This is a genomic window from Parvularcula dongshanensis, assembly GCF_014199615.1.
GTDB classification, from domain to species: Bacteria; Pseudomonadota; Alphaproteobacteria; order Caulobacterales; family Parvularculaceae; genus Parvularcula; species Parvularcula dongshanensis.
The window spans coordinates 297959-312988 of the sequence record NZ_JACHOB010000005.1; the positions used below are offsets into that span (position 1 = coordinate 297959).

Here is a 15030-nt window from a genome sequence, read left to right on the forward strand (position 1 = left end):
CTCACGGCAGCCTTTCGCCCAGAGACGCTTCGAGGACCTCGTACCACTGCCGGCGGGTGAGCTTGAGCTCGCTCGCGCGTGCAGCGTCGCGCAGGCGCTCTTCCTTCGTGGTCCCGATGATCGGCACGACGCCGGAGGGGTGGGCGAGCAGGAAGGACAAAGACGCGGCAGAGACGCTGATCCCCGCCTCGTTCGCCAGGCGTTCGAGGACGGGGCGCACCCGCGCCGCGCGCTCGCCCTCGCCGGTCGGCACGCGCCCGCCGCCCAAGGGAGACCAGGCGAAGAGGTCGAGGCCCATCGCCATCGCCTGATCCGCGGTCCCGTCGTAGAGGGGGGCGGGCTCTAGGACCGAGAACTCGACCTGCTGCGCGGTCAGCGGCGCCTTCAGATGTGCCTTCAGCGCACGGACCTGCTCTACCGTGTAGTTCGAGACGCCCACCCGGCCGACCTTGCCCGAGGAGACGAGTCCGTCGAGGGCGTCTGCGACCTCGGCCGGATGCGCGAGGAAGTCGGGGCGGTGGACGTAGAAGAGGTCGACGCGCTCCGCCTTCATGCGGCGCAGGGACTCGTCGCACGCACGGGTCAGGTAGTCCTTCGAGTTGTTGTAGGGCGTGCCGAACTCGACGCCCGCCTTGGTCGCGACCTCGAGCCCGTCGAGGAAGCGGGGGTCGCGATCTCTGATCTCGCCGAGCAGGACCTCCGCCGCGCCGAACTCGCCGCCGCCATAGACGTCCGCCGTGTCGAGGTGGGTGATGCCGAGCGAGCGGGCGGTGTCGACCATCCGCATGGCCGTCTCGGCCTCGCCGGGACCGTAGCGCCAGAAGCCGTAGGCGAGCGTGTGCTTGGTCATGTCGTCTCCTTCAGGCGGCGGATCATCTCCATCATCGCCCGTCCGTTGTGGTAGGGCCCCTTCCAGAACCCTGACTTGTAAGGACCGCGCGCGGGCAGGTCGGCGCGAGAGAACCAGCCCCACTCGCCGTGCTCGGGGTCGATGACCTCCGCCCGGATGAAGTCCCAGAGGCCCGCGGCCGTGTCGCGATACTTCGCCTCGCCGCTCAACGCATAGGCGTTCTCGAAGCCGACCATGGCCTCGGCCTGGACCCACCAATGGCGTTCGCCGACGGACGTGCCGTCCTCGTGCCGTTCGTAGGCGAGGCCCCCACCCTGCGTGTAGGCCGTCAGCGCGGCGTCGGCGGTTCTGATCGCAAGCGTTTCGGCGCGCGACAGCCGCGCTTGGTCGCCGAGCGCGACGGCGGCCTCGTGGAGGAGCCAGCTCGCCTCGATCCCGTGCCCGTAGCTCTCCCCACCGCCCTGGTCGTTCCAATCGTCGTCGTAGAAGAGCGCGAGGTGGCCGTCGTCCCGTGCGCCCGAGAAGCGGTCCGCGAAGAGGTCGATGCTGTCCGCGAGGACGCCCGCCGTGAACTCGCTGCGACAAAGTGCGTGAAGCGCCGTGTACCCCTCCAGCACGTGAAGGTGCGTGTTCATCGTCTTGGGTGCGTTCATGTCCTTCGCGCTGAGGCGCTGATCGGGGATCGCCGACCAGTCCTGCGCGAACGCTTCGAGGTAGCCGCCCTTGGCGCGGTCGACCGTGCGCTCCTCGAGGAGGCGCGCGAGCGTCAGCGCCTCTTCCTTCGCGGCCTCGTCCTCGAACGCCGCCGCATAGGCCGAGAGCGCGTAGATCGCGAAGGCCTGGGCGTAGGTCTGCTTGCGGGTCTCGGACGGCGTGCCGTCCGCGTCCAGCGCCCAGAAGACGCCGCCGTGATCCCGATCGAAGAAGGGGGCGAAGCCTCGGCGCGTCGCGTGCGCCGCTTCGGCCGCCTTCGGATCGTCCCTGAACCCTGCGAGGGCCGAGAAGAACCAAAGGGCGCGCGCGTGCTGGACCGAGCCGCGCGGGGCGCTCTTGTCGGGGCGGTTCTGGTCGTCGACGGCGCCGTGGAGCCGTCCCTCGGCATCCATACCGTGCGCGATCCACCAGTCGCGGATCTGGTCCAGCTCCGCCTCGAAGGCGGCAGGCGTGTAGGCGTGGTTCGTCACGCCCGTTCCATCAGAGCCAGATTGCCCTTCGCAAGGGCGACGCGTTGCTGCACGGAGGCGCCGGAGGTGAGCGGGTCCTCGGGCGTGTTCTTCACGTAGTCGAGGAGGCGCGAAATGTCCGTCGTCGCGACGTGCATCCGCGTGTCGGACGAGCCGTAGTAGATGAAGACGCGGCCGTCGGGCTCTGCGATCCAGCCATTGGTGAAGACGACGTTCGAGACGTCCCCGACCCGCTCTTCGCCCTCGGGCACGATCAGGGCGCCCGCCGGGCGGTGGGTCACGCGCCAGGGCTCGCCCAGCGCGGTCATGAACATGTAGCAGGTGTAGCGCAGGCCCGCGGCGGTGTTGCGGACGCCGTGCGCGAGGTGGAGCCAGCCTTCCTCGGTCTTGATCGGCGCCGGCCCCTGCCCGTTCTTGGTCTCTTTGATCGTGTGGTAGACGCGGGGGTCCACGATGTTCTCCTCGCCCACCGTCGCGCTTTCGAGGTCGTCGGTCAGGCCGTAGGCGATACCGCCCCCCGACCCTGCGTCGATGAAGCCGTCCTGCGGGCGCGTGTAGAGCATGTACCGTCCGTCCACGAACTCAGGGTGGAGGACGACGTTGCGCTGCTGCGAGGAACGGGTCTTGAGGTCGGGCAGGCGTTCCCAGGTCGCAAGGTCCTTCGTCCGCACGATGCCCGCCGCCGCGACCGCCGCCGTGGGGTCCGAAGGCTTCGCGTCGTCGTGCCGCTCGGCGCAGAAGATGCCGTAGACCCAGCCGTCCTCGTGGCGCGTCAGCCGCATGTCGTAGACGTTGGTGGTCGGCGCCCCCGCCTCGGGCAGCTCGAGCGGCAGGTCGCGGAAGCGGAAGCCCTCCGTAGCCGTATCGCTCTCGGCGATCGCGAAGAAGCTCTTCCGGTCCGCACCCTCGAGCCGGACGACGAGGCAGTACTTGTCCCCCCACTTGATCGCGCCCGCGTTGAAGGCGGCGTTCACGCCCATCCGCTCCATCAGGTGCGGGTTCGTTCGGCGGTCGAAGTCGTAGCGCCAATGGAGCGGCGCGTGGGCGGCGGTCACGACCGGGTTGCGCCAGCGCTCGTAGATCCCGTTGCCGGGCAGGACGGCTGCGTTCCGCCTGGTGATCAGCGCCTCGTGCTCGGCCCTAAGGGCCTGCATGCGGGTGTCGAAACTGGTCATGATCTCGTCCGTAGGAGGGAGAAGAAGGGAAAGAAAAGCTCAGAGCGCAGCGCCCGCGCCCTGGGGGACGGCGGGGCCGCTGGCCTTCGCCTCGGCGGCCGCCTCGCTCACGTCGTCGGGGTAGTCCTTCAGCCTGTCGTACCAGGTGAACTTGAAGACGACCGTGAGAGCGACCGCGAGCAGGAGCGCCATCCACATCATCGCCATCTCGCCGATGACGAGGAAGACCGGCACGGCGACGAGCGAGGTCTGCCAGACGATGCCGAGCCCGACGTTCATCATGTCGATGCCGAAGTCGCGGTTGGGCTCGACGGCACGGCCCTCCGCCTCTTCGAGCGCACGGTGGACCGGCCCCCAGAAGCCCCAAGGCCGCGTGCGGCGGTAGAACTCGACGAGTGCGGGCATCTCGGTCGGCGGGGTCATCAGCGTGCCCGCGATGCTGGCGGCGGTCGTGATCGCGAGCATGATCGGGAAGAACTGCCACGGGTCGAGCGCGGCAACACCCCCAAGGCCCAAACTCTCGCCGATGGGCAGGAGAAGCGCGGTGATCACGCCCGACGCCATGCCCCAGAAGTAGCCGAAGCCGTTGAAGCGCCACCAATACCATTTGAGGACGTTCGCCGCGGCGTAACCGCCGTAGAGCGCGGAGACGAGCCAGTCGATGATGGAGGAGAGGTCCGGCACGAAGAGGCCGATCGCCGTGCCGAGAACGACGAAGACGGTCGCCGTGATGACCGACAAGCGGACGTAGTGCTTCTCCGTCTCGTCGGGCTTCAGGTAGCGGCGGTAGACGTCGTTGACGACGTAGGCGGGCGCCGCGTTCACCGCCGCCGCGAAGGACGACATGAAGGCCGCGAGGAGCCCCGCGATCAGGACGCCGAGGAGGCCGACGGGCACGAACTCCCGCATCGCGAAGGGCAGGATCAGCTCGAAGTCCACGTCCTCGCCCATGCCGCGCAGTTCGGGCGCGAAGTAGACGAGCGCGAGAACGGAAAGCCCCGCGATCAGCAGGTAGCGCGGCGGGTTGAGAACGATCGAGACGAGGCCCGACATCATCGCCGCCTCTCGCGGGGTCCGCGCCGACAGGATGCGCTGCATGTCGTAGTTGGGCGCAGGACCCGCCGCCGAGACGAAGACGCCCTTCACGAGGATCATCAGGAAGAAGAAGGTGAAGAGCGAGTAGCCGTCGCCCGCGATCTTCCCGTCCGCCGCGGGCAGGATGTTCGACCAGTCGAGGTCCAGCCTCCAGCCGAAGAAGGGGTTCGTCCACCCTTCGGGCACGGCCGCGGCGAGCATGTCGGGACTGACCGCCTCGATCGCGATCCAGGCGATGACCACGCAGGCGACCGTCATGATGAAGAACTGCATCACCTCGGTGATGACGACACTCATCATTCCGCCCTTGACGACGTAGAGCGAGGTAATCGCGACCACGATCAGCCCCCAGAGGGTCGCATCCACGTTCGGGTCGGCGGAGAGGTGGATCGGCAGGAAGGTCGCCGCGAACTTGCCGATGCCGATGAAGCTGTAGGCGAGGTAGGCGAGCACGACGACGAGCGCGAAGGCGACCACGACGAGGTGGCTGAGCCGCGCGCCCCGCCCCTCGCCGAAGCGGAAGGTGATCCACTCCGCCCCCGTCACGACGCCCGACCGGCGCAGCCACATCGACAGGAACATCATCAGGAAGATCTGGTTGAAGACCGGCCAGAGCCAGGGAATCCAGACGCTCTTCAGTCCGTAGACGAAGAGGAGGTAGACGAGCCACATCGTGCCGGAGATGTCGAACATGCCCGAGGCGTTCGAAAGGCCGAGCGCGTACCAGGGCAGCTTGTTGCCGCCGAGGAAGTAGTTGCGCGTGCTCTTGGACGCCGCCCGGCTGAAGACGACGCCTATGCCGACCGACAGCACGAAGTAGGCGATAATGATCGCAAGGTCGATCGTCGTGACGCCCATCGGTGTTCCCTTCCCTGCCCGCGGCCCTGACCGCTTGTAAGTATCACGGCGAGGTTCGCCCCCGCTCTTTCGTTACTGCGCGGAGATCGCCTCCGCATGGTCCTCGATGATCGCGAGCGTCGCCTCGTCCACGTCGAAGACGGAGTTGCGTCCCTGCGGCTCTTGCGGCGGGTCGCCCGTGTAGCTCGTGTCGCCCGGCTGCCACTCGCCGTCCGCGTGCTGCGCCCGGCCGTAGCCGCCCCAGGCCCAGAGGTTCGTGCCGACGAGCGGGCCGCCCGACGCCGCGCTTCGCTCGACGCGGTCGTAGACGGCGCGGAGCAGGCGGTCGCGGTGCGGGCTCGGACTGCCGGGGGTCAGTACCTCGTCGGCGCGGTCGAGACCGAACTCCTCGAGGACGATCGGTTTGCCGAGCTCCTCGGCCAGCGCGATGTGCTGGTCGATGTAGGCGCCGACCTGAGCCATCGCGCCGTCGATCGTCCCGTCCGCATCCATCGGATCGAACCAGGACCAGTTGCGCGGCCACATGTGGAAGGTCGCGTAGTCGATCGCATCGCCGTCATGGGCGCCCGTGAAGCAGAATGCCGAGCCGTTGCAGCCCATCATCCCTTCATTGCCGGTCGAGACGAGGTGGTTCCGGTCGAGCGACTTGATGAAGCGGGCCGTCTCATCGATCCAGGCGTGGAAGGCGGCCATCTCCGCGTTGCCCTGCGCCGCGTCGGGATCGGGCCGCGGCTCGTTCGCGAGTTGCCAGGCCATGATCGCCGGGTCGTCGACGTAAGGGGTGCCGGTCACCGAGTTGGTCCGGGTCACGACGGCCTCGGCGTAGTCGCGGAAGAGCGCGTTCGCCTCGTCGTTGGAATAGAAGTCCGCCACGAAGTTCGGGAAGGCCGGCCACGGATAGGCCGGGTCGCCGAGGTCGATATACTCGCCGCCATTGACGTAGGACAGGTAGGTGCCCATCCCGCCGGACCACTCCCAGAAGTTGTTCAGGTAGATGACGGCGGTCATTCCGCGCTCGCCGATCTCGGCGAGGGCGGTGTCGAGGCCTTCGAGCAGGGTCTCGTCGTAGTCGCCGCTCTCGTCCCGGAAGGTGACCTTCAATGACTTGCCGAAGGGAGAGGTCTCCGAGGCGCCGAGGATGCGCAGGTTGGTGACGCCCAGCGCCTTCAACCGGTCGAGTTCGCGTCCGAGCCGCTCGCGGTCGCCGTATGGCGCGTCCGCGCCGAGATAGGCGGCGTACCACATGTTGACGCCGACATAGGGGTAGGCCTCGCCGTCGCGGATGAAGCTCATGTCGTCGACTTCGACGAAGCCGGGATCAGCCTCCGCCTGCTCGTCCCCCTGCCCGCCCGCGGCGCAGCCCGCCAGGAGCGCAACCGCGCATGCCAGGAGCGGCAGGATAGACAGACGTTTCATGAGCACCCCTCGCTTGGTGGAAGCTGCTTACAGGCAATCCGTAGCGCAGGTCGAGCGTTCGGGCGGACTCGTCCCAAATGAGGACAACGGCGCCCGCTTCCCCTACCCGCCCCTCCCTACTCGGCGACGCGGAACCTGAACTCCGTGGTGCTCTCGTAGAGCTCTCCCGGTCGCAAGGCGGTGTCCGGGAAGCCAGGTTGGTTGGGGCTATCGGGGAAAGCCTGGGTCTCGAGGCAGACCCCGGTGCGCCAGCCCAGCGTTCGGCCTTTCCCGTGCGACGTGCCGTCGAAGTGGTTGCCGGAGTAGAACTGGATGCCCGGCTCGGTCGTGTGGACTTCGAGCACGCGGCCGCTCGCCGGGTCCGACAGAACGCCAGCGAGCCGCAGGCCGCTTCCTGACAGGACCAGGTTGTGGTCGTAGCCGCCCGCAAGGCGGAGCTGCTCGTCCTCCGCATCGATCCGGTCAGCGATCCCCGTCGGCTCTCGAAAGTCGAAGGGCGTTCCGTCGACCGAGCGGACCTCGCCGGTCGGGATCGCCGTCTCGTCGATCGGCGTGAAGGCGTCCGCGGCCAGCCGCAGCACCTGCGCCATCGGATCGCCGGCCCCGCCCGTCAGGTCGAAGTAGCTGTGCTGAGTCAGGGCGACGGGCGTCGGCGCGTCGGTCTCGGCACGGTAGTGGACCACGAGCGTGTCGTCCTCGCGCAACAGGTAGGTGACCTGGACCTGCAACGTGCCGGGAAAGCCTTCTTCCCCGTCGGGGCTCACGTAACGCAGGATCAACTTCGGACCCGCCTCGCCCTCGCGGGCTTCGGCCTCCCAGACGCGCTTGTCGAAGCCGCGCGCCCCGCCGTGAAGCGTGTTCGGCGGGTCGTTCGTCTCGAGCGTGTAGGCGTGTCCGTCCAAACTGAAGCGCCCGCCCGCGATCCTGTTCGCGTAACGGCCGATCAGCGCGCCGAGGAAGGCGGTGTTCGCCTCGTAGGCCGCTAGGTCGTCGAGGCCGAGGACCACGTCGGCGAAGTGACCGGCCCGCCCCCTCGCCGTCAACGCGGTGATCGTGCCCCCGTAGTCGAGCACGGACATCTGCATGCCGGTCGCGCCCGTCAGGGTGAAGCAGGTGACCGCCTCGCCCGTCTGCGTCGTGCCGTAGGCCGTTCGTTCGATACCGCTCGCGGACATGCCGCCTCCGTGCTTGGCGTCGCCGGGGGGCTTAGCCCTGCCCGGCGTGCCGCGTCACGGGGGTCAGAAGCGGTAGCCGAGACCCACCGTCACGACCGGCCAGTAGGCGTACTCGTCGATGTCGTTCTGCAGCTGGAGCGCCTCTTCGTCGAGTTGGCGGCGAAGCTCCGCGGCGAGCGTGGGATCGGCGCTGTCGAGGCCCGTCGCGTCGAGCGCGACATCGGGCTCCCCGGCGAACATCACGCCCGCCCGCGCGATGAAGGACAGGCGGCCTTGCTTGTAGAGGGCGTTGTCCCAGCCGAACCCGGCGAAGAAGGCCGTGTCCGAGAACTTGGCAGAGCCGGTCATGACGCCGACCTCTTCGGGGGTGAAGACTCGGTCGCCGATCTCGACGTCCGTCTGCGGCTCCGCATCGAGGCGAACCGACTTGTCACCGACGAAGACGCCGCCCGACACGGTGAAACCGTTGGCGAAGGGGTGCAGGTCCGCGAAGCCGCCGAAGCCGGAGAACTCGAGGTCGCCGTCGTAGAGGATGTCGTCGTACTCCTGCTCGTCGGCGGAGTAGTCGAGCCAGTTGTAGCCGGCACGCAGCGCCAGCCGGCTGGTGAGCCCGACCTGCGCGTTGCCGCTGATGCCGGTGGTTCCGGCGCTCACGTCGAACGCAGCGTTGCCCGGCACCTGTGCCGACGCGACGCCGATCAGGCTCAACGCCGCCAATCCGCTCGCAATCAGTCGAATCATGTCTCTGCCCCTCTCAAACTTGACGGGCGCGGGGTTAGCCCTGCCCAGTGAGTATTCCGTTACCGACGAGCGGGCGCGCTTTCCGCTCAGAACCGTCTTGCAATACCAGCCCCCCTCCGCCAGTGTCCGCGACGGGCAGGTGGCCGAGTGGTCGAAGGCGCTCCCCTGCTAAGGGAGTAGGCGGCTTATACCCGTCTCGAGGGTTCGAATCCCTTCCTGCCCGCCAGCTTCCGAAAAATCTCCGAGCTAGATCAGCACTCTAGGTGCTTATGAGATCTCATTTATCTTTCGATCCCACCATTCTACCCACCATCACCCTCTGACTGCTAATGCTCGTGAATGTGATGACTTGGCATGAGTTTTGAGTGGTCGGTCTCGGGAGCGAGACCATGCCGATCGAAGAAACTCCGCAATTGCCTGGACTCGAAGACGAAGCGAGTCTGAAGCCGGTTCGCGTTAAGCCTGCCTGCAACTCCTCCACACGAGCGTTCGAGCGACAGGCGCATGTCTCCGCCGTCACCGTACGCGAAGCCGAGCCGACGGCGACCCCGTCCAGTTCCGAAGCGACGCCGCGCAAGGAGAGTCCCCAATCGCGACGGCAGCTACAGTTCAGCCTGCCGTGCGAGGTCCATACGCGGTTCAAGACCCAGGTGTATGAACGCTACGGCATGGAGCATGGCGGGAGCACCAAACTCTTCCTCGACATGCTCGAGCTTCTGGAAGCAACGAAAGGCTCGCTGAGAGGGCGCTCGCCGTGATTGCCCGGCAGCAAGCAGATACGTGCAAATCAGCGCACGTATCGTCCTTCTTGTTACGGATGCAACCCCTTGTCTGGGCTCCTGCCTACAATCTTATCGCCCGATTGAACCTCTCGTGCGAGAACTTACCTGCCTCGTTCATTGCGCTTGTCACTGCCGCGGCGGTCGCCGCCCTTGCCGTACGCTTCACCGATTGGCCCCTCCTGCCCTCTCTCGCCACTACGGGGTCTGTAGCTTTCCTCGCTTGCGCGGCGCTCGCGACCATCGGGAGTGATTGGCGTTTGAGATTGTCGTTCGATGACGCCGAACGCAGTCGTGCCCGTCAGTTGACGTCGATGCTACCGGCCGGGCTTGTGCGCCATGTGAAGAGCGCAGAATTCGGGGACGATCGCAGAAATTGGCACCGTAATCAGGGGGCTGAGCTTGACGGCAGGCTAACGCTTACAAGCGCAGACGCCTCAGCTAGGAAACAAAGATCGGACGCACGGACGACGACGAACGCTTCGTTGCTCGTAGGGCGGGTGAGCGCTCATTTTGTGTCTACAGTGGTTCCGTTTCTCCAGCAGGTCGAGCCGTCCAGCCGCACTGCGCGAGCCGCTTCACGAGGTAGCCTTGCTCACGATCGCCCTCGACAGGGGGATCATCAAGTCGATCGCCCGGCCGATCGCGTTGCGTTGCTTCAGTCGTCTCCCGCTCTGGCGACCGCTATGATCCTGCGTGCAGAACGGCTCTGTTCGGCGACGAAATCTCCCGACTTTGGTGAGCAACTCCGACGCTACCACGTCTTGATGGTGCTGCCGGTCCGGGACCGCACGAGATGGAAGGTTGCGTCCCGTCAGCTCGCCGAGCATGGCATCGACGTCGATCCGGAAACACTTCGTAAGTTCTTCAAGGGGAGAGGCGGCACCGCGTTCCAGCGATGGCTCGATGCTGCCGCTGCCGAATTTGATACCGTCGTCCGATAGATCCTAACTGATCACCGGCGCGGACGCACACCTGCGTCGACGCGCAGCCGCGCATATGCGCCGATATGCAAACCTTTTTAGGTTTGCCGAGGGTACGGCAAAGGCTCGGCAACCTATTTGCTGGTTATCGCCTCCGGTATACTCCGGTTTTGCCAACTACATTCCGCGGCTCTGATCTGATCCGCTTGTCCTGTTCATCAAACGACAGGAGCGAACGATGACGATCAACTGGAGCACGCCCGAGGCGGAGGCGGGGGCCAACGGCCCCTTCCGCGAACTCGTATCGAAGAAGGAGTTGATGCGGCGGCTCGGGGTGAAGTCCCCAACGACCATCTACAACATGGTCGCCCGCGGCGAGCTGCCGCCCGCGATCGAGATCGGGCGAGGCACGAAGCGGTGGGACTGGGCGGCAGTCGTCCGGAAGGTCGCAGCAGCTCAAGAACGCGCCTTCGAGGCGCTCATCGCCCGCCAGGCTCGCGCTCGCGAAGAGCGTCAGAAGCGTCTGTTCGGCGACTCGCGCACGGAGGCCCGGTCGTGAGCCTTCATAAGGTGACGATCACGCTGACCAAAACGGAGCGGGACGCTCTGAGTGCGGTTACCAACAGAACCGGAGAGACGGTGCAGAGCTTCTGCGCCGCCGCCATCGCGGACGCCGCCCTTCGGATCCTCGATCCTTCACCACCCGCGATCACCTATGCCGAGATCGCGGCGGAGAACTCTCTCTGGATCCGATCGCTCCTGGCCGACTCCTGGCTCGAAGGCGGGGACGAGGCCCTAGCCGCGAAGGCGACCAAGACCATGGACGCGATCCGTCAGTCGCGAGGCTGGCCGGAAATGCGGTGCGGCTACCTGCCGCCGCACCGCGAGAGCCAGTCGCGCTGAGGCGCGGCTGCGCAAGCGCGCGGGTGCGCAGATGCTTTCGATTGGCAAGCTTGGCTCGGCAGGCGCCGCGGCGCAGTACTACCGCGCCGATGACTACTACGGGCGGGACGGCGAAGCAGAAGCGCCGTCCCGCTGGCACGGCCGCGGCGCCGCGGCGGCGGGACTGACCGGCGACGTCCGTGCCCACGACTTCGCGAAGGTCATGGACGGACAAGTGCCGGGGGGTCCGCTTCTCGGCCGGATCATCGCCGGCGAGCGGCAACATGCACCTGGATGGGACCTCACCTTCTCCGCGCCGAAGAGCGTCTCGGTCTACGAGGCGTTGCTGACGGACGAGCATCAGCGGCAACAGCTAAGAGAGGCGCACCGCGACGCGGTGACCGCGGCGCTCGGCTGGGCGGAGCGTTCGGTCGAGGCACGGGTCTGGGACCCTGCCGAGCGGAAGCAGGTTCCAACCGGCGATCAGGGCGCGGTCATCGCGACCTTCGAGCACGACCTCAGCCGCGATCAGGACCCGCAGCTTCACACTCACTGCGTCGTCGCCAACATGGCGCTCGGCGACGACGGGCAGTGGCGCAGCGTCGACTCGCGGCGGCTCTTCTCGGACAAGATGCTGCTCGGATCGGTCTACCGATCCGAGCTCGCGAGCAACCTCCGCGACCTCGGCGTTGAGATCGAGCCGACGGGCGGACGCGGTGCCTTCGAGGTCGCAGGCTTCGACAAGACGCTCGGCCACGCCTTCAGCACGCGGCGCGAAGCGATCGAGGCCCGGCTCGAAGCGACAGGCCGGTCAGGTGCGAAGGCGTCTGCCGAAGCCGCCCTCGCGACGCGGCAGCGGAAGGGTAAGGCAGACCCTGACGCACTTCGCGAGCGTTGGACCAGGACGGTCAGCGAGCACGACCGCGACCTCGATCGAGACTACACCGCTGCTCTCAGCGATCGGGACCGAGGTACGACCGACCGGCTCCCGTTCGAGGCGGCCCGCGACGCCGTTCTGCAGGCGGCCGAGCATTTGTTAGAGACCGAGTCCTCGTTTGCCGAGCGTGATCTCCTTCGGCAGGCGCTCACCTTCTCGCTCGGAGAGGCACGGTCGCGCGACGTGGCCGCTGCCGTCTCCCATCACGTCAGGTCCGGGGAACTGATCGCGGCGCGGACGGGAAAGGGAGACTGGACCTACACGACGGCGGAGAGCGTCCTGGCGGAGAAGGATGTGATCGCACTCGAAGCGAGGGGCCGTGGCGTAGCCCGTCCGCTCGCGAGCGGACGGCAATTGGACCGCCGCCTCGGACGGGACAGCTTCACGGACGGTCAGCGCAGCGCGGTGCGCGACGCTGTCCTCACCTGCAGCCGCGTCGTCGGCGTGCAGGGCTACGCCGGCACCGGCAAGACGACCGCGCTTCGAGCGATCGCGGACCTCGCTCGGGCGGGGGGCTACGAGGTTCGGGGGCTCGCGCCCTCCCATCAGGCTTCGGCCGAGCTCGCGAAGGGGGCGAAGATCGAGACCGAAACCGTGCAGCGCTTCGCCCTGCGCGAGACGAACGCAGCCGAGCCTTCGGATCTTCGCCGCACCGTCCTGATCGTTGATGAGAGCTCGATGCTGTCGACGCGGATGATGCGCGACGTGCTGCGGATCGCGGAAGAAGGACGCGCGGCCCGCGTCGTCCTCGTCGGCGACACGCAGCAGCTGCAAGCCGTCGGGGCGGGCACACCGTTCCGGGCGCTGCAGGACGCAGGAATGGCGACCGCGCGGATGGACGAGATCGTCCGGCAGCGCTCTTCCGAGCAGAAGGCGTCGGTCGAGGCGGCGATCACGGGGAGCGCGCGAGAAGCGCTCGAGAGGCTCGACGGCGTCCTGATCGAGACGAAGCGTTCCGACCTCGCCGAGCAGGCAGCGCGATCGTTCCTATGGCGCGGCCAGCGACAGCGCGAGGAGACCGGCGTCATCGTGCCGACCAACGCGCTGCGGCGGGAGGCGAACGCTTTCATCCGCGCCGGGCTCCGAGCCGAGGGCACGCTCACTGGCGAGGAGACGGCGCTCGCGATCCTCTCGCCCCTCCACCTCAGCAAGGCCGAGCGCGAACGCGCCGAGAGCTACGCGCCCGATCAGGTCGTGACCTTCGCGCGGGACTACAAGCGGCTTGGGATCGAGAAGGGCGACCGTTACCTCGTTGCCGGGGTGGATCGTGACGCTTGCACCGTGTCCCTCGCGACTGCCGACCGGAGGATTGAGTGGGCGCCAGCGCGCTTGGGCGCGGTCGGTGCTCAGGTCTTCGAGCTCGCGGAGCTGCAGATCGCAAAGGGAGACGACCTCCGCTTCACGCAGAACGATCCCGAGGGACGCTTCGTCAACGGTGGCCGGTGCTACTACCTCGGCAAGAGCGGACCCGATCATTTGATACATGACCGGACCTCCGGGCGGCTCTTCGAGCTCGCCCCGGGTGACCCCGCCCTCGCTACCCTCGACCACGACTACGCTCACACCACGCACGCCTTCCAGGGGCGGACGGTGGATCAGGCGGTCATCGTGATGGACAGCCTCAGCCGCCGGCTCACGACCCAGGAGAGCCTCTACGTCGGCCTCTCCCGCGCACGGGACGACGTCACCTTCATCACTGATGACCGCGCCGAACTCGTCAGGACTCTCGAGAGAGCGGGCAATGCCAAGCTGTCCGCGATCGAGGTCGCCGGTATGGCCGCGCGCGGCGCCGACGCGAAGGCAGCAGCGGACCGAAGCGACGCCTTCCGGCGCCGGTTCGAGAAGGAGGACGACGAGCGGAAGGACGATGGCCGAAGCTCGGGCAGCACGGCAGGACGAGATCGCGACGGCAAGACGGGCCGATCTCTCGATTCGATCCTCAAGGCCTCTCGGAAAGGCGGCAAGTTGCAGGAGAAGGCGTCCCGGGCTGAGGAACGGGATGGCTCGCGGTCGTCCGGCTACGACTTCGAGCGATGAGGCGATCACTGGCAGACCTAGACCAATCTGAACGCGGATGGTCAGGAACGATTTTTTCGCCAGCGATCGCTGCGAACCGTTTGGGCGATTCAACAAACATAATTCTTAGACGGACCAACTCCTTACGCGCCGCTACCGGGGTAGCATCAGGTGTGCCCCTCCAGCTTTCCCTGCATGCTGAAAGAGCAGTCGGCACGGGGTTCGAGAACCGGACTGACGGGCAGACGCTTGGATGACCGTAGGGAAGCCGCCGGCATCCTCCCATCTGGCAGGGCCGATCGCTTCAGACCCCGTTGTCCCCGCCTCCGGATCGACGTACGCAGGACGGGCAGTCGGTACGTCCCGACCGTGAGGCGTGGAAACCTCAAGACACAGACGCCGGTTCAGCCCGTGGCTGACCGGGTGGCCGTCGCGTATGTCCAAGGCTCCGCCCAAAGGCGGCGGCGCCTTGTGTCTGTGCAGGGTTTCCAACACCCGGTTCGGGACCACCGCCAGGAGCGGAGGTCCAAGTCATGAACGAACACCCTCAACCCGGCAGAGACCCGGAAGCGCTTCAGGCGCTGACTGCGGTCTACGGCGAGCTACCGGTCCCGACGTCGCTCTACTGTCGGCACGTCACAGCGACGCTGCGGCACGCCGACCTGGCGCGCATCGCCGACCTCCTCTCGCCAATCGTGAGCCGCTTCGCGAAGGACGCCTGCGAGCACGCGGCTCAAAACCCGGAAGCAGCGAAAGACGACGAAGAGGACGACCCGCTGGAGGGACGCTTCGTCATCGACAGGGTCCGATACTACACGCTCGCTATGGCCCCCGGCGGCTTGCGGTCCGACTTCGCGAAGGCGGTTTGGGAGGACGAGGAGGTTTGGCGAGGCGGTCGGGAGGCCGTCAGCTGGGAAGACGTTGCCCTCCTCTTCGAGCAGCCCGTCATCGACCTCACCTTCTCCGCGATCGGCCGCGGCTACCACCTCGCCCAAGGAG

At 67.0% G+C, this 15030-nt stretch carries 13 protein-coding genes and 1 tRNA gene; 7 read left to right on the forward strand and 7 right to left on the reverse strand.

The window, feature by feature from the left end:
- Position 1 precedes the first annotated feature (1 nt).
- From GGQ59_RS12310 to GGQ59_RS12340, 7 genes are all read right to left on the reverse strand, one after another.
- Positions 2–850, reverse strand: a complete 849-nt coding sequence (locus tag GGQ59_RS12310) for an aldo/keto reductase (protein ID WP_183819024.1) — start codon at positions 848–850, stop codon at positions 2–4.
- Positions 847–2034 carry an AGE family epimerase/isomerase gene (locus GGQ59_RS12315; protein WP_183819026.1) on the reverse strand — a complete coding sequence of 396 codons (1188 nt, stop codon included), beginning with the start codon at positions 2032–2034 and terminating at the stop codon, positions 847–849. The genes GGQ59_RS12310 and GGQ59_RS12315 overlap by 4 nt, the downstream gene beginning before the upstream one ends.
- Entirely contained in the window at positions 2031–3209 is a 1179-nt protein-coding gene (locus GGQ59_RS12320) for a glycoside hydrolase family 130 protein (RefSeq protein WP_183819028.1), read from the reverse strand. Before GGQ59_RS12320 ends, GGQ59_RS12315 begins: the two co-directional genes overlap by 4 nt.
- Positions 3210–3248: 39 nt before the next feature.
- Entirely contained in the window at positions 3249–5162 is a 1914-nt protein-coding gene (locus GGQ59_RS12325; RefSeq protein WP_183819030.1) for a sodium:solute symporter family protein, read from the reverse strand.
- A 72-nt stretch (positions 5163–5234) separates the two neighbouring features.
- A complete protein-coding gene (locus GGQ59_RS12330) occupies positions 5235–6578 on the reverse strand; it encodes a glycoside hydrolase 5 family protein (protein WP_183819032.1) in 1344 nt (447 codons plus the stop codon).
- Positions 6579–6694: 116 nt separating this feature from the next.
- The gene (locus GGQ59_RS12335; RefSeq protein ID WP_183819034.1) at positions 6695–7753 is read right to left on the reverse strand and encodes an aldose epimerase family protein; all 1059 of its coding nucleotides are present in this window, start codon (positions 7751–7753) and stop codon (positions 6695–6697) included.
- A 63-nt stretch (positions 7754–7816) separates the two neighbouring features.
- On the reverse strand, positions 7817–8494 hold the full coding sequence (locus GGQ59_RS12340) for a hypothetical protein (protein WP_183819037.1): 678 nt from the start codon (positions 8492–8494) through the stop codon (positions 7817–7819).
- Between the two features lie 133 nt (positions 8495–8627).
- Here GGQ59_RS12340 and GGQ59_RS12345 point away from each other — a divergent pair.
- From GGQ59_RS12345 to GGQ59_RS12375, 7 genes are all read left to right on the forward strand, one after another.
- A tRNA-Ser gene (locus GGQ59_RS12345) sits at positions 8628–8720 on the forward strand.
- A gap of 163 nt (positions 8721–8883) precedes the next feature.
- Positions 8884–9252, forward strand: coding sequence for a hypothetical protein (locus GGQ59_RS12350; protein ID WP_183819039.1), 369 nt, complete (start codon positions 8884–8886; stop codon positions 9250–9252).
- Positions 9253–9959: 707 nt separating this feature from the next.
- On the forward strand, positions 9960–10217 hold the full coding sequence (locus tag GGQ59_RS12355) for a hypothetical protein (protein WP_183819041.1): 258 nt from the start codon (positions 9960–9962) through the stop codon (positions 10215–10217).
- 217 nt (positions 10218–10434) lie between these two features.
- Positions 10435–10755 carry a helix-turn-helix transcriptional regulator gene (locus tag GGQ59_RS12360; protein ID WP_183819043.1) on the forward strand — a complete coding sequence of 107 codons (321 nt, stop codon included), beginning with the start codon at positions 10435–10437 and terminating at the stop codon, positions 10753–10755.
- Positions 10752–11099, forward strand: coding sequence for a hypothetical protein (locus tag GGQ59_RS12365; protein ID WP_183819045.1), 348 nt, complete (start codon positions 10752–10754; stop codon positions 11097–11099). The genes GGQ59_RS12360 and GGQ59_RS12365 overlap by 4 nt, the downstream gene beginning before the upstream one ends.
- A 31-nt stretch (positions 11100–11130) precedes the next feature.
- Positions 11131–14052 carry a MobF family relaxase gene (gene mobF, locus GGQ59_RS12370; protein ID WP_183819047.1) on the forward strand — a complete coding sequence of 974 codons (2922 nt, stop codon included), beginning with the start codon at positions 11131–11133 and terminating at the stop codon, positions 14050–14052.
- A 512-nt stretch (positions 14053–14564) separates the two neighbouring features.
- On the forward strand, positions 14565–15030 hold a 466-nt coding region (locus GGQ59_RS12375; RefSeq protein WP_183819049.1), incomplete at its 3' end, for a hypothetical protein.

Excerpts from the sequence above, each read along its gene's own strand:
- GGQ59_RS12310 (WP_183819024.1), bottom strand. The coding sequence starts at position 850 with ATGACCAAGCACACGCTCGCCTACGGCTTCTGGCGCTACGGTCCCGGC.
- GGQ59_RS12340 (WP_183819037.1), bottom strand. The coding sequence starts at position 8,494 with ATGATTCGACTGATTGCGAGCGGATTGGCGGCGTTGAGCCTGATCGGC.
- GGQ59_RS12320 (WP_183819028.1), bottom strand. The coding sequence starts at position 3,209 with ATGACCAGTTTCGACACCCGCATGCAGGCCCTTAGGGCCGAGCACGAG.
- mobF (WP_183819047.1), top strand. The coding sequence starts at position 11,131 with ATGCTTTCGATTGGCAAGCTTGGCTCGGCAGGCGCCGCGGCGCAGTAC.
- GGQ59_RS12360 (WP_183819043.1), top strand. The coding sequence starts at position 10,435 with ATGACGATCAACTGGAGCACGCCCGAGGCGGAGGCGGGGGCCAACGGC.
- GGQ59_RS12330 (WP_183819032.1), bottom strand. The coding sequence starts at position 6,578 with ATGAAACGTCTGTCTATCCTGCCGCTCCTGGCATGCGCGGTTGCGCTC.
- GGQ59_RS12355 (WP_183819041.1), top strand. The coding sequence starts at position 9,960 with ATGATCCTGCGTGCAGAACGGCTCTGTTCGGCGACGAAATCTCCCGAC.
- GGQ59_RS12335 (WP_183819034.1), bottom strand. The coding sequence starts at position 7,753 with ATGTCCGCGAGCGGTATCGAACGAACGGCCTACGGCACGACGCAGACG.
- GGQ59_RS12325 (WP_183819030.1), bottom strand. The coding sequence starts at position 5,162 with ATGGGCGTCACGACGATCGACCTTGCGATCATTATCGCCTACTTCGTG.
- GGQ59_RS12350 (WP_183819039.1), top strand. The coding sequence starts at position 8,884 with ATGCCGATCGAAGAAACTCCGCAATTGCCTGGACTCGAAGACGAAGCG.